Source organism: Acinetobacter sp. V102_4 (genome assembly GCF_031799005.1).
Lineage (GTDB): Bacteria > Pseudomonadota > Gammaproteobacteria > Pseudomonadales > Moraxellaceae > Acinetobacter > Acinetobacter calcoaceticus.
Map to the genome: position 1 here is coordinate 1 of NZ_JAVQNR010000047.1, position 23,635 is coordinate 23,635.

General features: G+C 37.9%; 22 protein-coding genes, 2 tRNA genes and 1 pseudogene. 14 read left to right on the plus strand and 11 right to left on the minus strand.

Annotation, left to right across the window (positions count from 1 at the left end; genetic code table 11):
* The first annotated feature begins 3 nt into the window (after positions 1 to 3).
* Together RMB13_RS13285 and RMB13_RS13290 are read left to right on the plus strand one after the other, a co-directional pair.
* A tRNA-Arg gene (locus RMB13_RS13285) sits at positions 4 to 80 on the plus strand.
* Between the two features lie 107 nt (positions 81 to 187).
* Positions 188 to 781 (plus strand): HAD-IB family hydrolase, encoded by a 594-nt coding sequence (locus tag RMB13_RS13290; protein WP_311085465.1) that lies wholly within the window; start codon positions 188 to 190, stop codon positions 779 to 781.
* A gap of 64 nt (positions 782 to 845) precedes the next feature.
* On the opposite strand, the gene RMB13_RS13295 is transcribed toward RMB13_RS13290, so the two are convergent.
* Positions 846 to 2,981 (minus strand): hypothetical protein, encoded by a 2,136-nt coding sequence (locus RMB13_RS13295; RefSeq protein ID WP_311085466.1) that lies wholly within the window; start codon positions 2,979 to 2,981, stop codon positions 846 to 848.
* Between the two features lie 580 nt (positions 2,982 to 3,561).
* Here RMB13_RS13295 and RMB13_RS13300 point away from each other — a divergent pair.
* Positions 3,562 to 3,638 (plus strand) — tRNA-Arg (locus tag RMB13_RS13300).
* A gap of 114 nt (positions 3,639 to 3,752) precedes the next feature.
* Here the strand turns inward: RMB13_RS13300 and RMB13_RS13305 are convergent.
* A complete protein-coding gene (locus RMB13_RS13305) occupies positions 3,753 to 4,445 on the minus strand; it encodes a nitroreductase family protein (RefSeq protein WP_311085467.1) in 693 nt (230 codons plus the stop codon).
* Between the two features lie 222 nt (positions 4,446 to 4,667).
* Here RMB13_RS13305 and RMB13_RS13310 point away from each other — a divergent pair, with 222 nt between their 5' ends.
* A complete protein-coding gene (locus RMB13_RS13310; RefSeq protein WP_003653610.1) occupies positions 4,668 to 5,165 on the plus strand; it encodes a YcxB family protein in 498 nt (165 codons plus the stop codon).
* A gap of 39 nt (positions 5,166 to 5,204) precedes the next feature.
* Positions 5,205 to 5,846 (plus strand): fumarylacetoacetate hydrolase family protein, encoded by a 642-nt coding sequence (locus RMB13_RS13315; protein ID WP_311085468.1) that lies wholly within the window; start codon positions 5,205 to 5,207, stop codon positions 5,844 to 5,846.
* 109 nt (positions 5,847 to 5,955) lie between these two features.
* Here RMB13_RS13315 and RMB13_RS13320 read toward each other — a convergent pair whose 3' ends face one another.
* On the minus strand, positions 5,956 to 7,203 hold the full coding sequence (locus RMB13_RS13320; RefSeq protein WP_005038511.1) for a YihY family inner membrane protein: 1,248 nt from the start codon (positions 7,201 to 7,203) through the stop codon (positions 5,956 to 5,958).
* Positions 7,204 to 7,565: 362 nt separating this feature from the next.
* Here RMB13_RS13320 and wrbA point away from each other — a divergent pair, with 362 nt between their 5' ends.
* Positions 7,566 to 8,174, plus strand: coding sequence for an NAD(P)H:quinone oxidoreductase (gene wrbA, locus RMB13_RS13325; protein ID WP_005038513.1), 609 nt, complete (start codon positions 7,566 to 7,568; stop codon positions 8,172 to 8,174).
* A 47-nt stretch (positions 8,175 to 8,221) separates the two neighbouring features.
* Here wrbA and RMB13_RS13330 read toward each other — a convergent pair whose 3' ends face one another.
* The 3 genes from RMB13_RS13330 to RMB13_RS13340 all read right to left on the minus strand — a co-directional run bounded on the left by RMB13_RS13330 (position 8,222) and on the right by RMB13_RS13340 (position 10,412).
* On the minus strand, positions 8,222 to 8,797 hold the full coding sequence (locus RMB13_RS13330; RefSeq protein WP_004639480.1) for a xanthine phosphoribosyltransferase: 576 nt from the start codon (positions 8,795 to 8,797) through the stop codon (positions 8,222 to 8,224).
* Between the two features lie 71 nt (positions 8,798 to 8,868).
* A complete protein-coding gene (locus RMB13_RS13335) occupies positions 8,869 to 9,582 on the minus strand; it encodes a DUF3108 domain-containing protein (protein WP_003653602.1) in 714 nt (237 codons plus the stop codon).
* A 158-nt stretch (positions 9,583 to 9,740) separates the two neighbouring features.
* A complete protein-coding gene (locus RMB13_RS13340) occupies positions 9,741 to 10,412 on the minus strand; it encodes a hypothetical protein (protein ID WP_005038515.1) in 672 nt (223 codons plus the stop codon).
* Between the two features lie 232 nt (positions 10,413 to 10,644).
* Here RMB13_RS13340 and RMB13_RS13345 point away from each other — a divergent pair, with 232 nt between their 5' ends.
* Positions 10,645 to 11,529 (plus strand): TonB family protein, encoded by an 885-nt coding sequence (locus RMB13_RS13345; protein ID WP_311085469.1) that lies wholly within the window; start codon positions 10,645 to 10,647, stop codon positions 11,527 to 11,529.
* Between the two features lie 101 nt (positions 11,530 to 11,630).
* On the opposite strand, the gene ybeY is transcribed toward RMB13_RS13345, so the two are convergent.
* From ybeY to miaB, 3 genes are read right to left on the minus strand one after another with little or no spacing between them, the layout of a single operon-like run.
* Entirely contained in the window at positions 11,631 to 12,113 is a 483-nt protein-coding gene (ybeY, locus tag RMB13_RS13350) for an rRNA maturation RNase YbeY (protein ID WP_017390193.1), read from the minus strand.
* A 9-nt stretch (positions 12,114 to 12,122) separates the two neighbouring features.
* A complete protein-coding gene (locus RMB13_RS13355; RefSeq protein WP_003653596.1) occupies positions 12,123 to 13,211 on the minus strand; it encodes a PhoH family protein in 1,089 nt (362 codons plus the stop codon).
* A 37-nt stretch (positions 13,212 to 13,248) separates the two neighbouring features.
* A complete protein-coding gene (miaB, locus tag RMB13_RS13360; protein WP_311085470.1) occupies positions 13,249 to 14,700 on the minus strand; it encodes a tRNA (N6-isopentenyl adenosine(37)-C2)-methylthiotransferase MiaB in 1,452 nt (483 codons plus the stop codon).
* A 287-nt stretch (positions 14,701 to 14,987) separates the two neighbouring features.
* On the opposite strand from miaB, the gene RMB13_RS13365 reads away from it, so the two are divergent.
* From RMB13_RS13365 to RMB13_RS13380, 4 genes are all read left to right on the plus strand, one after another.
* Entirely contained in the window at positions 14,988 to 16,931 is a 1,944-nt protein-coding gene (locus RMB13_RS13365) for a lytic transglycosylase domain-containing protein (RefSeq protein WP_205468504.1), read from the plus strand.
* Positions 16,932 to 16,987: 56 nt separating this feature from the next.
* Positions 16,988 to 17,650 carry a ribonuclease T2 family protein gene (locus RMB13_RS13370; RefSeq protein ID WP_045433029.1) on the plus strand — a complete coding sequence of 221 codons (663 nt, stop codon included), beginning with the start codon at positions 16,988 to 16,990 and terminating at the stop codon, positions 17,648 to 17,650.
* Positions 17,651 to 17,861: 211 nt separating this feature from the next.
* Complete coding sequence (locus tag RMB13_RS13375) at positions 17,862 to 18,848, plus strand: malate dehydrogenase (RefSeq protein ID WP_003653591.1); 987 nt, start codon at positions 17,862 to 17,864, stop codon at positions 18,846 to 18,848.
* A gap of 176 nt (positions 18,849 to 19,024) precedes the next feature.
* Positions 19,025 to 19,270, plus strand: a complete 246-nt coding sequence (locus RMB13_RS13380) for a DUF2789 family protein (RefSeq protein ID WP_003653589.1) — start codon at positions 19,025 to 19,027, stop codon at positions 19,268 to 19,270.
* A gap of 58 nt (positions 19,271 to 19,328) precedes the next feature.
* Here RMB13_RS13380 and RMB13_RS13385 read toward each other — a convergent pair whose 3' ends face one another.
* Positions 19,329 to 19,856: a hypothetical protein gene (locus tag RMB13_RS13385; protein ID WP_231764556.1), complete on the minus strand. Its 528-nt coding sequence runs from the start codon at positions 19,854 to 19,856 to the stop codon at positions 19,329 to 19,331.
* 67 nt (positions 19,857 to 19,923) lie between these two features.
* Entirely contained in the window at positions 19,924 to 20,529 is a 606-nt protein-coding gene (locus RMB13_RS13390) for a 2OG-Fe(II) oxygenase (protein ID WP_045125979.1), read from the minus strand.
* Between the two features lie 117 nt (positions 20,530 to 20,646).
* Here RMB13_RS13390 and RMB13_RS13395 point away from each other — a divergent pair, with 117 nt between their 5' ends.
* The 3 genes and pseudogenes from RMB13_RS13395 (at position 20,647) to RMB13_RS13405 (ending at position 23,474) form a co-directional block, all read left to right on the plus strand.
* The gene (locus RMB13_RS13395; RefSeq protein ID WP_003653584.1) at positions 20,647 to 21,504 is read left to right on the plus strand and encodes a 23S rRNA (adenine(2030)-N(6))-methyltransferase RlmJ; all 858 of its coding nucleotides are present in this window, start codon (positions 20,647 to 20,649) and stop codon (positions 21,502 to 21,504) included.
* Positions 21,505 to 21,545: 41 nt separating this feature from the next.
* Complete coding sequence (gene pssA / locus RMB13_RS13400; protein WP_005043810.1) at positions 21,546 to 22,379, plus strand: CDP-diacylglycerol--serine O-phosphatidyltransferase; 834 nt, start codon at positions 21,546 to 21,548, stop codon at positions 22,377 to 22,379.
* Between the two features lie 17 nt (positions 22,380 to 22,396).
* Positions 22,397 to 23,474, plus strand: a pseudogene (locus RMB13_RS13405) (DUF6670 family protein).
* Positions 23,475 to 23,635: the final 161 nt, after the last annotated feature.

Below are 23,635 nucleotides of genomic sequence, written 5' to 3' on the forward strand. Positions count from 1 at the left end.
TACGCGCTCATAGCTCAGCTGGATAGAGCACTTGGCTACGAACTAAGGGGTCGGGAGTTCGAATCTCTCTGAGCGCACCAACTTGAAGAATTAACCGCTTTTATAGCGGTTTTTTTGTGCTTGTTTTTTAGTAATTTTAAAAAAATCTAAATTTATAACTTTTTAATTATATTAGAGATAATCATAAATGAATCTAGCTTTATTTGATTTTGATGGCACGATCACTCACAACGACACATTTAGCTTATTTCTTAAGTTTTCGTTGAATAGAAAAACTCAAATAGTCGGCGGTATCCGACTTGCGCCGTATATAGCAGGTTATAAACTTGGTTGGGTAACGGATAAAACTATTCGGACTAAGCTCTGTCAGGTAGGGTATGTAGGCTATGATGCGAATTCCCTAAAATATATGGGACAAGAGTTTGCAAAAAAAGTACTTCCTAAATGTGTTCGTGAAAATGCTTTGGGGCGTATTCTCTGGCATAAAGAGCAAGGTGATCAGATTGTTGTTGTATCTGCATCATTAGGTGTTTATTTAGAAAGTTGGTGCCATTCTTTAGGTTTAGATGTTATATGCAATCAACTTGAAATACATAATGGTATTTTAACAGGTCATTTTTTTGATGGTGATTGTGGTTATTTAGAAAAAGTAAATAGAATAAAAAATAAATATGATTTAAGCCAATATCCTACAATTTATGCTTATGGTGATACGCCTAATGATTATGCAATGTTAGAGTTGGCGCATAAGAAATATTATAGATGGCAAGAAATGAATTAATATTTAAAAATATATTAATAAAGAAAGCCACTTACTATAAGTGGCTTTCTTTTGTTTAATTATATTAAACAGTATTGAAAGAGTTTTCTAGGAAGTTATCAGTAAGTAATGATGAAGGTACGATAGTATGCGTTGTATTTGTTACGCTAGATACTGTAGAAGTTACTCCACCGAGTAAGCTGCCCCCGGTTAATCCACCAAGTAAATTAGAAATAACATCTAAACCACTTCCACCCGTAACATCGCCAGTTAAGCTGCCTACGATATCTGTTACGATACCAATTGGATTTTCACCACCCACACCGCCAGTAACCCCACCAGTTAAGCCACCCAGAAGGTCAGTTACTACACCAAGAGGACTCTCACCGCCAGTAACTCCACCAGTTAAACCACCGAGAAGATCAGTTACTACGCCAAGAGGGCTATCACCACCAACGCTACCAGTTGCGCCACCAATAGTTCCTGTCACTCCGCCAAGGATTTCTGTTAATAAGCCCGTTGCAGTCGTACCATTTGTAATAAGCGTACCCAGAATGCCAGTCGCTGATTCAGTTGCGCTTTGAATATCACCACCGACTAAATCAGAAACCACTTCAAGAGCACCATTTACTGTGTCGCGTGAAGTCTCGAAAGTTAACGTACCGAGGTCTGCAATTTCAGAAACAGGATGTTCTGCTTGTGGAAGGATACCGATAATTGTGTCAGCAACTGTGTCAATACCAGTGTTGATAATTTCAGTTTTTAAGCTTTCGACACCTTGAAGAATATCAATACCGCCTTGAACTACGTCAATCACCGGAGAGATTGGAGACGTTCCACCACCGATACCGCCAGTTACGCCACCGATGATGTCAGTGATCACTTCAAGTGGATTACCGTCCACACCACCAGTTACGCCACCGATGATATCAGTGATCACTTCAAGTGGATTACCGTCCACACCGCCAGTTACGCCGCCGATAATGTCAGTAATCACTTCAAGCGGATTACCACCAACGCCACCAGTTACCCCGCCAATAATATCGGTTACTACGCCAAGAGGGCTATCACCACTGGTTACACCGCCGATAATATTATTGACAATTCCTGTTGCAGTTGTACCGTTGGTGATAAGTGTATCGAGAATGCCAGTAGCAGATTCAGTTGCGCCTTGAATATCGCCACCGACTAAATCAGAAACAGTTTCAAGTGCGCCGTTTACTGTGTCGCGAGAAGTTTCGAAAGTTAATGTACCAAGATCTGCTAGGTCTGAAACAGGATGTTCAGTTTGTGGAAGGATGCTAATGATTGTGTCGGCAACAGTGTCGATACCTGTATTAATAATTTCAGTTTTTAAGCTTTCTACGCCCTGAAGAATATCGATACCACCTTGAACAACATCAATAACTGGAGAAATTGGGGATGTACCACCACCGATACCACCAGTTACACCACCGATAATGTCAGTAATTACTTCAAGTGGGTTGCCGTCAACACCGCCGGTTACGCCGCCGATAATGTCGGTAATCACTTCAAGCGGGTTACCATTAACACCGCCAGTTACTCCACCAACAACATCTGTAACACTTCCAACAACACCAGTCACAATACCTGTAGCAGTCGTACCGTTGGTGATAAGCGTATCAAGAATACCAGTAGTAGATTCAGTTGCACCTTGGATGTCGCCACCAACCAAATCAGAAACAACTTCAAGAGCGCCATTTACTGTGTCGCGAGAAGTTTCAAAAGTTAATGTACCCAAGTCAGCAATTTCAGAAACTGGGTGCTCAGTTTGAGGAAGGACGCCGATAATAGCGTCGGCTACAGTTTCAATACCTGTGTTAATAATTTCAGTTTTGAGGCTTTCTACACCTTGAAGAATATCGATACCACCTTGAACAACATCAATAACAGGAGCGATTGGTGAGGTTCCACGATCAATGCCACCAGTTACTCCGCCAATAATATTAGTGACAGTGTCTACAGGACTTGTAGAACCAATACTACCCGTAACAGTACCAACAGCATCGGAAACAAGGCCAGTTGTGGTTGTTGTAAGCGTATTTGTTGCTGTAGATAGAGTGTCTGAAAGTAGGCCAGAGGTTGATATGTGACCATCAACTGAAGAGCCGCCAGTTACGTTAGTATTCACCGATATAATATTACCTAAGTCTTGAGTAACTTTTGATATCGAAGAAACAAGAGTTTTTAGTAAGAACATGTTGGTCTATTTCCTATATAATTATGTATTTTTAAGTAAGTATTATTTATTGCGCTACATAATTAATGAGATTTGTATCTCAATAATTGGAATTTAGTATTGGTTAGATCTCAAAAGCTGTCAATGTGTATTTCTAGTCACATTTTTTGATATTAAATAATATTTAAAGAAATAATAATTCATTTAATTTAGACGTAAAAATAATAATAGTTTTTATATAATATTTTTTTAATTAATTATATTTTTACTTATATTTTCATTTATTTGAATCATTATATTAGATAAATTTTACTGAGGTTTATAATGTTAGAGCTAAACTAAAAATATTTTATTTCTATAATGTTGACTAAAATGGTCGCCTTTAACTTCTAGGTATATGACCAAATACTTCAAAAAGCCTATAAAAATTATTTGAAAAAAAATATTTCAAATACATCTTAGGTGAGAAAAACACCAATAATTTTAGCTACTATTTTATGTAAAATAGCGTGCTGGCTAAGAACTAGACGGTTAATGACAGAAAGATGAAAAAAGGCTTCCTAAGCTTTGAAAAATGCGTATAATGCGCAACATCAAGTACGCGCTCATAGCTCAGCTGGATAGAGCACTTGGCTACGAACTAAGGGGTCGGGAGTTCGAATCTCTCTGAGCGCACCACTTGAAGAATTAACCGCTATAATATAGCGGTTTTTTTGTGTCTGTTTTTTATCATTTATTTAAAAGCCAGTGCTAATGGCAACCAGCTTTGAAAAAAATTAAAGGTGGAAAAGATTAGCCAAATGTTTTAAAACGGCTTTCATCTTCAATAAAAGCTTTTTCTCCTGCTTCACCTTCGATTGAACCAAATACTAATTGAGCTCTTAATTTCCAATGAGTAGGAACATTAAAAGCTGCATTAATTTTCTCATCAATGATTGGATTATAGTGTTGCAATGAAGCGCCAATGCCTTGTTCAGCGAGGACGTTCCATACTGCAAATTGTGCAATTGCTGTTGAATGCTCAGACCAGATTGGAAAGTTATCGGCATATAGCTCGAATTGCTCTTGTAGACCTTTAATCACATCTTGATCTTCAAAAAATAAAACTGTACCTGCGCCTGATGCAAAACTTTGAATTTTCTGTTCAGTTCCAGTTAGGGCTTCTGCCGGAATAATAGTTTTTAATACATCTAGAACTATATTCCAGAAATTTTGGTGTGATTGGTCAAATAAAACCACAATGCGAGAAGATTGGGAGTTAAACGCCGATGGGCTATGTTTTACAGCCTCTTGAATTAGTTTTTCAATTTCAGTAGGAGAGTGTTTTAAGTTTTTTCCTATTGAATAAATAGAACAGCGTTTTTTAATTAATTCTAAAAAGCTTGGTTCATTGGAAGGATTCATCTCTTGAGTGGTTTGCGTAACCACATCTTTTGAGACAGTTGCTTTTTGATTTAAGCCAAATAATTTTGCAAAAAAAGACATGAGACATTCCACTAAGAAGGTGATGCTCTTATTGTAGAAATTTTAAAAAGTGAAATAAGCCCAATAAATATGAATCTACGTTCCATATATGCAACGAAAAATATTTTTAATCTCGCTACTAAGGCTACTTTTGAGCAAAACAAAAAATAGCCTTTGATTCATTTTAAAGCTGAAATGAATATGCTCTAATAGTTCCGATTTATTGAGTATCGATGCAGTGCAATGACCGAGCAAAAAACAGCTTTATCTTTACGTTACTATTTGAATTTAGAAGAGTCACAAGATGGATTTTCATTAGTGACATTTGGGAAAAAACAATTTACCCGTTTTCTAACACCTGCGATTAGTATCGCAATTATTATTTGGGGACTGTATTTAGGTTTCTCTGGGGTTGGTCGATATTATGTTGGGCTAGGTATTTTTTTTCTGGTGATGCAAGGGCTGATGCGTTATTGGCTTTTACCGATGTTATTTAAACGTCAATTTGTTCGTTACCAGTTTGGAAAGAGTGAGCAGGGAATCGACCTCTATCAAGATTATTTTGAGCTTTATGCCAGCGGTCGTAAACAAGTGATGCAATATTCAGATGTGCAAACCTTTGCTAAAGGCAAGCTGACTTACATGCTTGAGCTAAAAAATAAAACTGTAATTATTGTGCCAAAGCGAGCATTTGCACAGGTTTCAGATCAAACTATATTTGAAAATACATTTAAGAAATAAATTATTGGACTTATCAGCCGCAACAACAAAGGAAGCCTCATGAATACACGTCCTTCAAAAATCGTTTGCGTAGGCAGAAGTTATGCCGATCATGTCAAAGAATTAAATAATGCTATGCCTGACAGACCTATATTATTTATTAAACCACCTAGTAGCTTGATTGGTTTAAATGACGGTATTTCATGGAATCCAGCTTGGGGCAGTTGTCATTTTGAGTGTGAATTAGTTTTACGTATTGATCAGCCTTTAAAAGGTGAAACTGACCCTGAGAAAGCATTAAAAGCGATTGGGGCAGTGACTTTAGGTCTTGACTTAACAATGCGTGATTTACAGAATGACCTGAAAACTAAAGGTCACCCATGGGAGCGTGCAAAAGCTTTTGATGGTGCTTGTATTTTGGCAGACTGGGTCGATTTGAGCGAAATTAAAGATTGGCAAGAAACTAAATTCACGTTCCATATTAATGATGAGTTACGTCAAGATGGGAATACTGAACTATTAATGTTTACCATTGGCGATCTATTGGTTGATATTAATCAGGTCTTTTCACTAGAACCAGGTGATGTGATTATGACAGGCTCACCTGCGGGTGTTGGACCATTACACTCGGGTGATCAGTTGAAAATGACATTAAAGGGTGCAACACAAGATTTTACGTGGGAAACTTTTGTAAAAGCGTAATTTGATTTGCGCCGCTAGATATTTTTAACCCTATTATTTTTCAATAATAGGGTTTTTTTATGAGCTAAACATTAGAGTACAGCTAATTAAATGAGAAGCTGCTGCCTACTTATTTCTCTTCAAGAATTGTGGAGAGGGGAATAGAAAGTTTTGCAGCTAGATAGTCATTAGACTCAACTAAAGCTGGACCAATTTTTTCCATCCATTCATCGTCATCATGCACATTTTGGACATCTTGGCGTAAAGGGAGTGGATATGGAAGAGCAGTAAAAAAGCTCCAGAAGTCGACTTGAGACAAATTACGAACTAGGACATATTCATCTTTATCTGTACGCTTAATCAAATTTTGCTCTTCAAGCAAAAGTACATAAGAGGGCCAGCGTCCAACTTCTCCTCTGCCTAAAATTTCTAGGGCTTCTTTATCACTTACACTTTCACCCAGTTTTTGCTTTTTATAAAATAATTCAAGAATATCTAATAACATGAGAACAGGGTGTCGTTTTTGCTCTTTACCTGAGTGAAAAGCAGTTAAAGCAAAACTTACCTCTACCCCCAGTAAAATAATATTCCATGAGAGAAAGATCCATAGTAGGAAAATTGGTACTGCTGCAAATGCACCGTAGATAAGTTCATAACTGGTGAAATTTGACATCACAAAGCTAAATAAGTTTTTGAGTATTTCAAAAAGTGCAGCACTTAAGCAGGCCGCTATACCGGCTGCATAAACTGGAACTGTTCGGTTCGGAATAGTCCAGTACAAAATAAAAAAGCCAACAATGGTTAATAGAAAAGAAATAAGCCAGAGTATGAAAGCTCCATCAAGTTGATATCCTGCAAAATTATTGCTGAGAATGTTCATGGAAGCGACCGTCGAGGAAATGACGAATGCACTTCCTAAGATAATCGGGCCTAAAGAGATGATCGTCCAGTAACGCATAAAACCCATAATGCCACTACGAGTTTCTTTTACACGCCAAATACGATTAAAGACTGTTTCAATTGATGTGAGCATTAAGACGGTTGTGATGAATAAAAACAGCACACCAATAACAGTTAAGTTGCTCGATTTTTCTGTAAAAGCATTTAGCGCTTTATCAAATGCGATAGTACTTTTAGGTAAAAAATTACTATAGATCAAATGTTGGAGCTGTTGTCTTGCAGGTTCTAACGCTTTAATTGAAGAAATAATTACTAAAAAAACCGTTAACATCGGCACAACAGCGAATAGAGTTGTGTAAGTGAGAGAGCCAGCTTGTTCACGGCACCGATCAGCTTCAAAACGTTTAAATACATATAAAACGAACTGAAACCAGGTTTTATTATAAAAAGGAAGCTTACTTAAAAAACGTTGTAACATGCGTCGTCTATCCCGATTTTTTTAATCATCATGTTGGGCGATTAATAGCTTATCAAAGTATAAGCTTAAGAACTCAAATCATAGATTAAAGCAAAATAATAACTTATCGAATTAAGGTCGTTCTGTAAGTTTACTATGCGCTATAGAAAAAATTGTAGACCTAATCTTTTTCAAAAAAGTTGGCTTTCTGTTGTCTGGGCATAGAATTCATCAAAAGTCGATAAACCTTTTACCCAACGAATTTGAGAAAATTTACTCGTGTTACCTTTCATGCTACACAATCAATCACCTCTAGAATTTCATAAGATTGGTTTCGCCAAAAAAATAAAAAATACCGTATAGTGTTCTTTTTAACAAAATTTATGAAACCGATGCAACCTTACATTCTTGTACTCTATTACAGTAAATATGGCTCTACAAAAGAAATGGCACATTTAATTGCCAATGGTGTTGAGTCTGCGGGTATGTCAGTGAAAATTCGGACAGTGCCAAATATTGCTCCAGTCGTCACAATAGCTGAGCCAAGCATTCCGGCAGAAGGTGATATCTACTGTACGTTAGATGATTTAGCGAATTGTGCAGGTCTGGCATTAGGCTCCCCAACTCGCTTCGGCAATATGGCAAGTGAAATGAAATATTTTTGGGACCAAACGACTAGTCTTTGGCTTAATGGAGCATTACATAATAAACCTGCTTGTGTTTTTACTTCTTCTGGATCGATGCATGGTGGGCAGGAGAGCACATTACTCACGATGCTGCCGCCGTTATTTCATCACGGGATGATGATTTTGGGATTACCAAATGCAATTCCGGCTTTATCTAATACTAAAACAGGTGGAACACCGTATGGGGCAACTCATGTAAGCGGACCCCGCCATGACCAGAACTTAAGTCAGGATGAAAAGATTTTGTGTGAAGCACAAGGTAAGCGTCTAGGTGAGGTTGTTAAGAAGCTTTCAGGGGTCCTTTAAAAACAAATAAAAAAGAGCGGATATCCGCTCTTTTTCATTTGTACAATTTATTCTTTTACAAAGGTAACTTTGCCATCTGTAAGAGAAAGAACACGTGCTAATGACTCAACTCGGTAGCCTTTTTCAAGCAATAAATCACGACCTGATTGGAATGATTTTTCAATCACAATACCTACGCCAACAACTTCTGCATTGGCTTGGTGAATTAAATCAATTAGTCCTAATGCTGCTTGACCATTCGCCAAGAAGTCATCAATAACTAATGCTTTATCAGTTGAATGAAGGTGTTTGTTTGAAATCGCAATTGTGCTTTCAGTTTGTTTAGTAAAACTAAATACTTTAGAGCGATATAAGTCATCTTTTAACGTCAATGACTGATATTTACGAGCGAAAATTACAGGTACACCAAGTTCTAAACCTGCCATGATTGCAGGTGCAATACCTGATGCTTCAATGGTAATAATCTTGGTAATCCCTGCATCTTTAAAGCGAGCGGCAAATTCTTTACCAATCTGCTGCATGAGTACAGGATCAATTTGGTGGTTTAAGAAAGCGTCGACTTTCAAGACTTGATCAGATAGAACGATACCTTCTGTTAAGATTTTCTGTTCTAGTGCGTGCACGGGAGAATCCTCTAGACGGATGCTTTTAAAGCAAATGCGTATTTTAAAAAGCATCCGAAAAAATGCAAGCTTTAATTCGTCTTACCTGTATAACTTGTTAATAACAGGCCATAAGAAGTTTTACCATCAATATGGCTGACTTTAACTGGTAAATAATCTAGTTTTGGGGCTAACCAAAAGACTGTACTGCGTTCAGGCTTACTGTGTTGTAAAACGACTTTAATGGTATCGAATGTTCCATAAGATGTTTTAATTTTTTCATTGCCTTGTTTTACAAAGCGACGATTTTCAACTTCTTTTGCATCTGCAAGTGGATAAGAGGTTTTAAGTGAACCATTTTTTAGGTCTTCACGAAGTTGTAATTCTGCATTTAACTCGTCAAGTACGCCAGCCTGCCAAGCGAATGAACGAGCTTTATCATCTTTCTTGGTAGAAATAGTTTTGCTGTTTGGATTAAAGTTAATATTCATGGTGTTGTTATGAATCAAAATTTTGCTGGTACGGCTAAAACTTTGAGATCCAATTTTACCATTAGCAAAACTAAATTTACTTGTTTCACTTGCAGAAGCAATTCCACCTGCTTTTGCAGTGAAATTATAAGTCCAATTATTACCTTGTTGGCTTAAGGCACGTGTCGCCGAACCCATACCTTTATTATTATAAGTAAATTGATAATTTGCCTGAAATGGGCTCATGGCAAGTGCATGACTTGAGAAGCCTGCAAAAAGCAAAGTTGTTGAAATACCTGTTGCGATGCCAAATGATTTCAGAAATTTTGTTGCCATAAGTAAATATCCTTGTACAGACTGAAAAGTCAGTGCTGATGCATCTATAACTTAAACATATTATGCCTGTTGATCATGGAGAAAAAATCAGGATTTATGCTAAATGTGTAATCTATTTGTGTTTTTTGGCAGTTAATTCATTTTTATTCATCACAGCTTTATACATCTTTTTGCTGGATTGGCGTGATTTCAGAATCTTCTAATTCATCTTCATAATCATCATCCTGATCACGGTAAAGCAGGGCGGCTAAATTAACATTTCCAAATACGACTAACTCAGCCTCACGAACTCGTGCGTAATTTACATGCACTTTACCTAGTGTCTCGATGATACTGGCTTTTTTACCAAACCAGCGGTTGAGGTCAAGAAATATGAGTTCATCACGTTCTTCTGCTACATTAAAACGTTCAAGAATCATTCCTAAAGGATCTTTTTTCAAAATTTTATGGTAGTAAAAAACTGCGGCTTTTACGGCAATCTTCTGCCAAAAGTTTTTATATTTTGCTTCAATAATTTGTGTATTACTAATTTGTTCAAAAACTAAAAGCTGTTGTTCTTTATTAAATTCCATCTGAATTAGTTTTAAATCAACAGATAATGTCGTCTCTAGGCCTTTTACATGCATGGTTGCATATAATCTTAACCAGTCATGATAAAGATCAGCATGGAGGTCGTCTAAAAATTCAACATTATTGGTGACATAACGCTGTAAAGTCGCATTCAGAAAGGTTTGTGATAGCGTAAAATCTCTTTCTTCTTCAATGAATGCTTCTGCTTTTTGGTAGACTTTTTGAAGGCGTCTGACTAATGAGGAAAATAGCGTTTGCATAAAAGAACTTCCAGAAGATAATTTACTTAAGAACCAACACAATCTTTATTATGATAAAAAACGAGTTTTGATATTGCAGTGTAACAAATTTAATTGATACATTTTGACAAAATGAAAATGGATAAAACTCTATGTTTGAAGTGAATCACACTTTTATCCAGATTTGAATATCAGTTTATATTTTATTCGGTATTAAACCGTGGGGAAAAGGCATTTACATGCTTTTAAAATTATGTTGAATAAAAGAAGTCTATCCATAGAGCCTTTTTATCATTGGTGGCAAGACCGAGTCTTTATTGCTGCGACAATATTGGCAATCTTACTGCATATTTTTGTGTTGCTTATTCACTTTGAGATGCCTAGTTCATCAGAGCAATCTACTAAAGAAATTGCAATTTCAATTCGATCAAGCAATGAGCCAGTGCAGCAGGCAGACTTTTTGGCGCAAGCAGACCAGCAAGGTTCAGGCGCATTTCGTAAAGCTCACCGTACCTCTAGTGATACTCCAAATCCCATGTCTAATGATGCTTCAACTGGAGATGCACAGTTAGAAACTTTGCAAAAGGTTCAGCAACAAAGAGAGCTTAAATTCGAAGAAAAAGTCTTAATGACTGTTTTGAGTTGGCAAAAACAAGCTGACACCAGTCAAAGGAAAAAAGAATTAGAACAATTACAAAGTCAATTTCAGGCAAAAGCTGCGATGGTTGCGAGCCTTGAGGCACAATATTTACAACGTAGACAAGATTTCAGCCGCCAGCAAAAAATAAAAACAGTAGATGGAATTCAGGCGAAAAAAGATGCCTCAGCTGCTTATTTAGATAAGTTCCGTGAAAAAGTGGAGTTGTATGGTAATCGCTATTATCCAGAAGAAGCCAAACTGCAACAGTTGAAAGGCGAAGTTCGTTTAATGGTTATTTTAAATGCACAAGGAGGGATTCGTGCAATCCGGTTACTTGAGAGCTCAGGGTATTCGGTATTGGATGAAGCTGCAAAGTCTTCAGTACGTCGCGGCGCACCATTTGGACATTTTGATACCAATATGAAAGATATTTCTGAATTGCGTATTGTACGTACTTGGCGTTTCGATCCCGCTCAAGCAGAATTTGAAGTGCATTAATAAAAAATGTGGATAAGTTTTGGCTTATCCACATTGATTTTAGTTCATTAAACAACATCTCACCTGAAGGCAGACTATGTTTTTCATCTAATCAATAATGATTAGATCTGTTCTTGGTAGGGATTGTCTATATTCAGTTTTGCTAGAATTTCAACTTCAAGCCCTTCCATTTCTTCAGCTTCTTCGTCACTAGTTTCGTGGTCATAACCGAGTAAATGCAAAACACCATGTACTAATAAATGTGCAAAGTGTTCTTGAGCTGTTTTCTTTTGTTCAACCGCTTCTTGCAATACAACTGGAATACAAATGACTAAGTCACCCAGAGGAAAGGCATCGAGCATTGGTAAAACTTCTTCAGGAATATCACTTGGAAAAGATAAAACATTGGTTGGTTTATCTTTCTCTCGATATTGCAGATTAAGTTGTTGGCTTTCTGCTAAATCGACACAAGCAACGCCAATTTCGCAATCTTCGTTATAACCAACGTGGCGTAAGGTTGTTTCAATGATTTTTTTGAGTTGAGCTCGTTTGAGCTCTAACTCAGGTAATTGAAGGTCCTGTTGTAAACTTAAACTGATTTTCAAAATGAATCCTTAAGCATCCTGATGTTGCAAGTCTGCTGCTGTATCGTTTTCAGTCATTAACGCTTCTTGACGTGCTTTGCGTTCAGCACGTGCTTCAGCATTAAGACGATGTTGTTCTCCATCCCAACCTTCATACGCTTCAACAATTTTTTGAACCAGTTGATGACGTACAACATCGCGGGAATGGAAACGGGTAATATGAATTTCGGTAATATTCTCAAGTACACGAAGTGCGTGTGCCAGACCAGATTGTTGACCTTTAGGTAAATCGACTTGAGTAATGTCACCTGTAATTACTGCACGAGAGCCGAAACCTAAACGGGTCAAGAACATTTTCATTTGTTCAGGTGTTGTGTTTTGAGCTTCATCCAAAATTACAAATGAATGGTTAAGTGTGCGACCACGCATATATGCAAGAGGCGCAACTTCAATTACTTGACGCTCAATTAACTTGGCAACTTTTTCAAAGCCAAGCATTTCGTAAAGGGCATCGTAAAGAGGGCGTAGATATGGGTCAATTTTCTGGGTTAAATCACCAGGTAAGAAACCTAGCTTTTCTCCAGCTTCTACAGCAGGACGTACAAGTAAAATCCGCTGGATTTCGTTACGTTCTAGCATATCTACGGCGGCGGCAACTGCTAAATAGGTTTTACCTGTACCAGCAGGGCCAACACCAAAAGAAATATCGCTTTGTAAAATACGTTGTACATAACGTTTTTGATTGGCACCACGTGGATTAATGCGGCCTTTTCGTGTCTGGAAATAGACATCGAGCGGTGCATCATTTTCATCCATTTCGTCACCAACCAACTCGAAATTGCGTTCAGTTTGTGAAGATTGAATGAGGAGGTGTAATAGATCGGCGCTGATTTGCTGGGATAGCTCAGACTCTTCGTAGAGTCGTTGCAATAATGCTTCGGCTCTCCCAACAGCATCAATTTCACCATCTATGTGAAAAACATCTCCACGATGAGTAATTTTGACATCTAAACGCTGTTCAATTTGCTTCAGGTGCCCATTATAGGCACCCAGAATGCTCTTTAAACGTTCCATTGAAATTTCAGGAAATGTTACGGTACGTCGAATCGCTGCAGTCAAGAGAAAACCTTTCAGTAGACTTTAGAATACCTCTACATTACGCCACGTCAGGTTCAAGATTCAAGAGCTCACCGTAAACAAAATTTAAAGTTTTAATTTCAGTAATCTCGATCTCTGCAAAACGGCCAACCCAAGTCGCATCACCAACGAAAGTGACCAGACGTGTATTGTCAGCAGTACCAATTAAAATATTAGGGTCTTGATCAGATACTTTTTCAATAAGTACACGTTCAATTTTACCTAACATGGCATCTGTTTTTTCAATACTAGACTGCTTAATTACTTTTTGAACTTGAGCTAAACGTTCTTTTTTAACTTGCTCAGGTGTAGTGTCTGGCAAGTCTGATGCTGGCGTACCTGGGCGTTTTGAATAAACAAAACTATACGAATGGTCGAAGTCTAAATATTTGATAAATTGCAATGTTTCTGCAAAATTTTCATCGGTTTCACCAGGGAAGCCAATAATAAAGTCACTTGATAAATGCATATCTGGACGAATTTTGCGTAGCTTCGCAATTTTATCGATATAGACATCAATCGTGTGATTTCGCTTCATTGCTTTTAAAACATCATTCGAACCACTTTGTACCGGCAAGTGTAAATGTGACACCATTTGAGGTAAATCTTCATAACACTGAATAAGCTCATCAGAGAACTCAAGTGGGTGCGATGTCGTATAGCGTAAGCGTCCAATACCCGGAATTTCTGCAACGAGTCGTAACAATTCAGGGAAGGTACAGATGCCACCTTCAAAGGTTTCACCGCGGTAACCATTTACATTTTGTCCAAGAAGTGAAATTTCACGGACACCTTTTTCAGCAAGCCCTGCAATTTCTGCAAGTACATCATCTAAAGGTCGAGAAACTTCTTCACCGCGTGTATATGGAACTACACAGAAAGAACAGTATTTAGAACAGCCTTCCATAATAGAAACAAATGCTTTAAATCCTTCTACACGTGGTTCTGGTAAAAAGTCGAACTTTTCAATATCTGGGAAAGAAATATCAACCAGTTTGATTTTATCTTTTTTAGGTTTTTCTACTTGAGCATTATGTTGATCAAGCATTTGCGGTAAACGGTGTAATGTTTGAGGGCCAAAAATCATATCCACATAAGGCGCACGTTTTTGAATGTTGTCACCTTCTTGAGAGGCAACACACCCACCAACACCAATCACAAGATCAGGATTTTTGTCTTTTAGTTTGCGCCAGCGCCCTAACTCACTAAATACTTTTTCCTGTGCTTTTTCACGGATAGAGCACGTATTCATGAGCAGGATATCTGCTTCATTCGGGTTGCTCGTTAAAATGTAACCGTGAGAGTCCCCTAAAAGGTCTGCCATACGGTGACTGTCATACTCATTCATCTGACACCCTTGAGTTTCAATATAAAGTTTTTTTATTGAAACATCAGTGGTGTGCGTTGGCTGGGTAACAGTGTTTTCTGAGGCAGCTTTGGCACCATTGGGAATGAAGGTTTGAACCGTCATGCAGGCTCCTAACAGATCGATCTAAAAAAGAATAAATTTGCCCAAAATGGGTCAAACCATTCATTATAGCAGTATTTGGACCGAACCGATAACAGTAAACCTTCAGAACATGACACGGTTTTTTTGAAGTAAATTATGTAAATTTTAATGATGTTGAATCAGAGAGTTACATAACACAACAAAAGAAAGCATGAAGACTAATTAAACTATGCTCTGAAGGTGAATAGTCAGGATTTAACACATTTATGAGACCAAGTAGAAAGAGCTCATCAATCCATAGTCGTGTAATGAAAAATAAATATATGCATCGTAGCTGGTTAGGAGCTATGTGTTTACTTGGTTGTTCATTTACCTATGCTGCCGAAGAGCAGTTTAATGACGCATTAAACGCTGCAAATAGTGGCAATACAGCATTATTAGACCAATATCAGCTTGCTATGCAAAATGATGTATTGGGATACTATCCGGAATATTGGAAACTTAATACCAATCTTGGCTTTCAACCTTCAGCTTCGATTGTAAGTTTTGCCCAACGTTATCCTCAATCAGCAATGGCTGAGAAATTAGCTGCCGATTATGTTGAGGAAAAAGTTAAACAAGCTGACTTCGCATCTGCACAACCTTTACTATCTTATGTAACTAATCCTGATCAGGCCGAAAATTGCGCATTGGCGCAGGTGAGAGCGAAAACCGGTGATGCATTAGTTTTTGCTGAATACAAAGATGTATGGCTAGCGACAGAATCGCAACCTGAATCTTGTGTGGGGCTAGGACGCTTGATGTTATCTAGTCCATTAATGAGTCAGCAAGATAAACAACAACGTCTTTGGGTGCAGTTACGTTCTGGTTTAACAGGGCAGGCCCTTGCTACCGCACAGACTTTGGGAATGAATTTGTCGTTGGCGCAGCTTAATCAAATTCAGGCTAATCCACTCAATTATTTGTGGAGTGCACCTAAAACAAATGATACAGATTATGCGTATTTGATTTTTGCATTAGGTCGTTTGGCTAATAATGACTTAAGCAATGCTTTTTCGAATGTTCAACGTGTCGCTCAAGGTACACCAGAGAATATACAAAAGTATTTATATCGAACGGTGGCTTATATTGGTGGCACCACAGTCATGAAAAATAATTTCAATCGTGAAGTTCTTCAATATTTTGATGCAAGTTACGGTTATCCTCTAAGTCCGGAAGAAGCTGAAATTTATGCGCGTCAGGCAATTCGATTTGGTGCTTGGGAAAGTTTAATTCGTGCCATTGATAGTATGACCGTGACACAAAAACAAGAAGACCGTTGGCAATATTGGCTTGCTCGTGCAACAGAGCAGCGCGGTGATAGTAGTTCGAAAAATACAGCACAACGTATTTATAAAAAATTAGCTGAAAGTGGTGATGACTATCACAACCTTTTAGCAAAAGATCGTTTGGGTGAACGTTATAATCATCAGCCTTACGATGATCAGCCCACTTCAAGTGATTTAAGACGCTTAGATCAGAATGTTCACTTTAATCGTGCTTTTACTTTAAGACGTATTAATGCAAATCCAACCTATACCAACCGAGAATGGAACTGGGCAGTTCGACAAGCTTATCTTCAACATGATGATGGTGTGTTGTTAGCTGCGGCAAAGCGTGCTCATGATATGGGGTGGTATGACCGTGCAATTTATGCAGCAGATCGTACAACAAATAAACATAATGATACCTATCGCTATGTGACGCCTCATAAGACTAATGTTGTAAGTCATAGTTACAATGCAGGAATTGATCCAGCGTGGGCTTATGGTTTAATGCGACAAGAAAGTCGGTTTGTTACCTCCGCACGTTCTCATGTTGGAGCGGGCGGTCTTATGCAAATTATGCCTGATACGGCGAAGTTGATTGCACGTCAAATGGGCGAAACCTATAATCCAGCGGCCTTAAATGAAATGAATACCAATATTCGATATGGAACATTTTATTTGTCGATGATTCAAGGGCAGTTAAGCAATAATCCAGTTTTGGCAACGGCAGGTTATAATGCTGGGCCTAATCGGGCAAGACGTTGGCAACCGGACTTTCAAACAATTTCGGCTGACCAATATACAGAGACAATTCCATTGTTAGAAACCAGAGACTATGTCAAGCATGTCATGACTAACGCAACACATTATGGGGTGATATTAGGGCAAGGGGCTCAATCGCTATCACAACGTATGAAAGTCATTCCAATGCGTACATCGCCTTAAGTTTAGGTGGTTGATGATGGATCTTCTTTTAATTGGCATATTCAAGTTTTAATTAAATGAAATATAGATATTTGGAACTTCGTTCAATTTTGCAACTTGCATGGTGGCTTATCTGTGCAGGGGTGGGATTGATGAGTTCCGTTTTACATGCCGAACCTGTTAATTTACAGGGGTATGTTATGCATGTACAAATGACACCTGCCGCATGTGCATTAGATCCCTCTAAACAAAAACAGCGTAAATGTCTTGAAGGATATTCATTGACAATTACAGGCCTCATGCCAGAAACAAATCAAACAGATTGTTCAACAGAAAGTTCGGCCGCTCTCTCTCCATTACAATCTAAAGTCGTAGCTCGGGTCATGCCTGACAACAATGCCCGTGTGCAGCTTTGGAAAAGTGTAGGGGGGTGCGTTCCTATGAATGCAAGTCAATATTTCCGGACAGTCATTAACTTTGCTGAACGTCTAAAAATTCCAGCTAGCCTCACAAGTTCGACGAATGTTGAAATTCAGCAGTCAGCTTTAAAACAGCAATTTACTCGTCTTAATCCGACCTTGCCTCAAAATGGTATTCGTTTAAGTTGTCAGTTATCGCGTTCAGATGTTGTTTTAACTGAAGTGAAGGTGTGTTACACGGTAAAAGGCCAATATAAACAATGTGCAAATCATGTGGTATCGAATTGCCCAGGTGAAATCACGATTAAAGGTAGTTACTAGAGATGGCGATCATTTCGTAAAAAAATGCTGACCATGCATTGAATCTTTTTGTAAATATTAATTTGTATTTTCTATCAGACTTTTGGTGAAAATGAGTCGCTTTTACATGCATCTGCCACATCTTTAGAGTACAATCTTTGCCGTTTATGATGATTTAGTTAGATGGAATTCCTATTTAGCTAGATTAAGGACATTCATTGGAGACAATTACATGAAGCAACCCGTTCGTGTTGCCGTGACTGGCGCTGCAGGTCAAATTGGTTACAGCTTATTATTCCGTATCGCAAGCGGTGAAATGTTAGGTAAAGATCAACCTGTTATTTTACAATTGCTTGAAGTTCCAGTTGAAAAAGCTCAACAAGCGCTTAAAGGCGTAATGATGGAACTTGATGACTGTGCTTTCCCTTTATTGGCTGGCATGATCGGGACTGATGATCCGAAAGTTGCATTTAAAGATGCTGACTACGCTTTATTGGTAGGTTCTCGTCCACGTGGTCCTGGTATGGAACGTGCTGACTTGTTAAAAGTGAACGGTGAAATTTTCATCGGTCAAGGTCAAGCATTAAACGAAGTTGCTAGTCGTGATGTTAAAGTATTAGTTGTAGGTAACCCTGCAAACACTAACGCTTACATCGCTATGAACTCTGCTCCAGACCTTCCAGCGAAAAACTTCACTGCTATGTTGCGTCTTGACCACAACCGTGCGTTGACTCAAGTTGCTCAAAAAGCTGGTGTTGCAGTTGCTGATATCGAACACTTAACAGTTTGGGGTAACCACTCTCCAACAATGTATGCTGACTACCGTTTTGCAACTGCAAATGGCGAAAGCTTAAAAGACAAAATCAACGATGCGGCATGGAACAAAGATGTGTTCCTTCCAACTGTTGGTAAACGTGGTGCTGCGATTATCGAAGCACGTGGTTTGTCTTCTGCTGCTTCTGCTGCTAACGCTGCAATTGACCATATGCGCGACTGGGCACTTGGTACAAACGGCAAATGGGTAACTATGGGTATTCCGTCTGATGGTTCTTATGGTATTCCAGAAGGCGTTATGTTCGGTTTCCCTGTAACAACTGAGAACGGCGAATACAAAATCGTTCAAGGTTTAGAAATTGATGAATTCAGCCGTGAACGTATTAACTTTACGTTAAATGAGCTTGAAGAAGAACGTGCAGCGATTGCTGACATGTTGAAATAATTTATCTTTTTGATAAGTTAAAAAAAGCACTCTTTTTAGAGTGCTTTTTTATATTCAATTATTCGCAATCAAACACAAAAAACAACAAGAAAATATAAACATTATCATGCATATAAAAAGGTTTTATTGCTAGATTAGTTAATAGATGATTTAAAACAAGTTATAGGAGAATAACAATGTTTGAGCAGCAACCTACTTTAGAACTTTTATTTGATCAGCTGGGTTTAGATTCGGATGAAGCAAGTATCGAAAACTTTATCAAAACACATCAATTGCCGGCTGATCAGAAACTACATGAAGCCTCTTTTTGGTCAAAAGGCCAAAGTGACTTCTTAAAAAGTCATTGGGAAAAAGATGATGAGTGGATTGTGGTTATTGATGAGCTGAATGAACAACTACATGAAGATAGTGTAAAGAGATAAATTAAAAATAAGGCCTGTTTTACATAAGATATAGAACAGGCCGATTCAAATTAAATATTTAGTGCGTTTTTGATTTTACTAAATTTTTATACCATGATTCTTGGCGAACCGAATTAAAGACAGGGTGTGCGTGAAGCAACTCAAGATCACATTGGGTTGTTGATAAATATTTAGTTAACCAATGTCTGGTTAGTGCTGACTCTTCTCGCGCTGCTGATGCATAAGCCAAGAAGAAATATATATCTGCATGTTCATAGTGGGCTAATGGCTTCAAAATTTGTTGAGTAATCAACGCAAAACGTTTTTCTTTATTTAATTCAAAATAAAGCATATAGGCTTTAGCCAAATGCAAAGATAAATTAAGATACAGACTCAATGGCATTTCTTCATATTCCATACGAGCTTGTTCAAGTAAAACAATCGCCTCTTGTAAAAAATGAAGCTGCTCTTGGCGAACATGACTTAATATGACAAGTTGTAAGCGTAAATCGGCACGCTCCAAAGCAAGTTCAGGCGTATTTTCAGTCAAATAAAGTTGATCTGTCTCACCAATTCTGTTCACAATCGTTTTACTTTCAATAGACATACGCCCTAGTCCTTCTTGATCAATAGCACTTATATCGGGTTCATTTACTAAATTTAAAGAGTAGCTTTTAAACCCAGATAGAATTTCCGCTACGAAGCCAAGCTGTAATCGAAAGTCTTTGTTGCTTTGAAGTTAATACTTCATGCAATAAGTTGCTTTGAAATATCACTAGTCGATTGGGTTCTGGGTTAACGATATGCCATTTCTCATTTTTATCTTGCAGTCGTAATTGACCGCCCCAATCTTCTTGCCATTCTGCATGTAAATAATAAACGGTTGAGATAATACGATCATTTTTTTGTTGAGGATTGTCTCGGTGTAAAGCATAAAACTCACCCAAATTATAACGGGCAAAATGAGCTTCAACTTCTTTAATTCCTAAATAGAATGCTTGATTTAGACTTTGCGAAAATGAAGTTAAGGTTTCAATATGTTGTTGAGCAATAGGGAGTTGATCATTAATCCAGAGAATATGGTCACTACGAATATTGCTCACCACACCATTTTGAATACCAGCTTCTCTAAATTCATCAATATGATAGCTACACTCTTTGGCGACTTGCGCGCGATATTGATCCGAATAGGCTTGATTAATAATAGCAAAGCCATGCGTATTTAAGTCATCCAGAATTTGATCCAGATCCCATGAGTCCGGAAGCAGGTGAGAGAGCATATAACCTCGAGTAGATCGTAAAAATATCAAGCTGCTCTATTTTAGATGATCACAACCTTACGAAAGAATATTTTTTTCATGTTAAACTATTTGTTGAATTGAGGAATTAAAGTCAACATGAATTACCGTCACCATTTCCATGCGGGCAACTTTGCAGATGTTATGAAGCATGTGCTTTTGCTACAGCTTCTCAACCGTTTAAATGCTAAAGATAAACCTTATCGTTATATCGATACGCATGGAGGTGCAGGAAAATATAATTTATCTCTGGCACCTTCACAAAAATCTGGAGAGTTTCTTACAGGCATTCATCGACTAGTTCAGATATCTGAAATGGAAAAGCGTCAGGCACCTGAAGCAATCCAGCAATATTTGAAGTTAGTAGAACAGTTACGTTCTGAAGAAGGTAAGGGTAGTTATCCGGGGTCACCATGGTTTGCTTTGCAAGGTATGCGTGAGATTGATAAAGCAACCGTGTTTGAAATGCAGCGTGATGTTTTTGAGCAATTGCGACATAACATTTATGATAAACGTGCAGGTTTACATGAGCGTGATGCATACGAAGGTTTGCTCGGCGTTATTCCACCGAAAGAAAAACGTGGTTTGGTCATGATTGACCCGCCTTACGAATTAGAGCGTAAAGACTTTCCGCAATTAGTTGAACTTTTACAACAAGCTTATAAAAAATGGCCAACAGGTGTTTTTGCAGTTTGGTATCCAATTAAAGACCGAGCGATGATTGAGCGTTTTGAAAAGAAAATGTTCAAAACAGGTATTCGCCGTCAATTGGTTTGTGAAATCTGTGTATGGCCAGATGATACACCTGTAGGCTTAAATGGTTGTGGTCTATTGGTGATTAATCCACCTTGGCAGTTCTCTGAACAAGCCGACCAAGCCCTACAGTGGTTATTCCCGCATCTACGTATGCAAGAAATTGGTGGCCATGCTGCTGTTCGCTGGTTAGTAGGTGAATAACAGTTAACTTAAATCAATGCACATGTTTGGAATAGAAAATAATGACAAATGCGCCTAAACCAGAGCAAGATTTAACTCATAATGAACATTCATTTGATGGGATTACATTCGAAGTGGTTGAAGAAGAAGATAATCCGGAAGGACAAAAAGTGAAGCGCCGAGGAATTTATCTTTGGCCTAACTTAATTACGACAGCCGCTTTGTTGTCTGGTTTCTATTCCATCATTGCGAGTATGAATGGGGATTTCACCCAAGCTATTTATGCCATCTTTATTGCAGCTTTACTCGATGGTTTAGATGGCCGAGTTGCTCGAGCTATTGGTGCACAAAGTGCTTTTGGTGAGCAATATGACTCACTTTCAGACTTATTGGCTTTTGGTGTAGCTCCAGCAATGCTTATGTATAGCTGGAGTTTGCATGATCTGGGTCGTATTGGCTTGGCATGTTGTTTTGTTTATACAGCATGTGCAGCTTTCCGTTTAGCACGTTTTAATGTGCAAATTGGTGTAGTTGATAAGCGCTATTTTATCGGAATTGCAAGTCCACTGGCTGCCATAATCATTATTTCATTAGTGTGGGTTGCTCGCGACTATCCTTTCATTTTTGATTTACGTGATATTGCGATTAAAACCATTAATGCTGTTCTTATGGTTGTTGTGGGATTACTCATGATCTCCAATATTAAATATTACTCTTTCAAACAAATGGACCGTAAAAGAGTTCCTTTTGTAGTTATGTTGCCAGTAGTACTGATTTTTGCAGCAATCACTTATAATATTCCAATGGGCATTTTGACCGTTTCAATAATCTATGCTCTATCTGGTTTTGTTACGACATTATTTGCACGTAAGAGTAACGAAACAATAAAAACATAAAATAGAAGAGGTTCGGTATGCCTATGTTGATGAATCAAATTAATCAATTACAGCAGCTGGGCCTTAATGCCAAAGAGGGGGTTGTCTATCAACCTTCTCGCGGCTTCTTTAAAATTGTTTATCAAGGCTTAATCCTTCCAAATCTACCGGCTCCACTGCGCTACTTTAATTACATTAGTATGGTTGGACAGCCGCGTATTCCTCTTTGCTATAACACTCACTCAATTACGACTTCGGCAATCGATACTGCAACTGTACTTGTAAGTAATAGCCAACATAGTGTGGGACATTTAAAAACTTATTCTATTCGGCGGCAATGCCAGTTTGACTCAAAACAATATCAGTTTGATAAAACAGATTTGATTGAGTGGAAAATCCCAAAGATCCATCTTCAGCGACTAGACTCTGAAATGGGGTGTGATCTTACTATTCAGATTTCAGAAAATATCTCTAATACCTCTGCATTGCAGTGGGGAGTTTCGGACTATTGGTCAACACTATGTTTATGTGAAGGTGAAGTTTTTTATAAAGGACAAAAGTATCAAATTGAAGGATTAGGAAGATTTAAACACGCAAGGGCTCTACATTTACCGTTTTTATCTTTATGTTTCTATACGTGCCAAATTATTAATTTAAATGAAACGACTCAGCTTACATTTACACAAATAAGAAATCAGTGGAATATCATTTTATGTTCACGGTTAGATATTCAAGAATTTGGTAAGCCTGTTGAAAGCTTTACTGAAGATGTAAATTTACATATCCATCGCGTTTATCCAAAAGTTAGAACACCCAATGATAAAGAGATGTATTTGCCAAGAGAATTTTCTTGGCAGTGTAAAAAAAATGGAAAAATTATTTTTGAACTTTATGCACAAAGCCGTGGTGACTACAAGTTTGGATTGGCTGCTGGATATGTGGGAAGCTTTCAATATCAATTAAGTTGGAATGAACAATGTCTACAAGGTGAAGGTGGATATTGTGAATATATTGATTGTCGTCCACTTAGGTGGCAGGAAAAGAACCAAGATGAAAAGATATTAGATAAATTGATGCTTTTACAGCCATGTTTATATAAAAAATGACTATTTTTAGCATTTTTGATTAAAAAGTAAACTGTTGTTTCACTAATATGAAAAAAGGGGTTGCAAAGGGATCTTAATCCTCTATAATGCACACCCATCGGCGGTGATGCAGATAGAAACTTGTTGAAAAACAGTTACTTGGAATTGAGTTGGTTGCTTTAAGTGATAGAT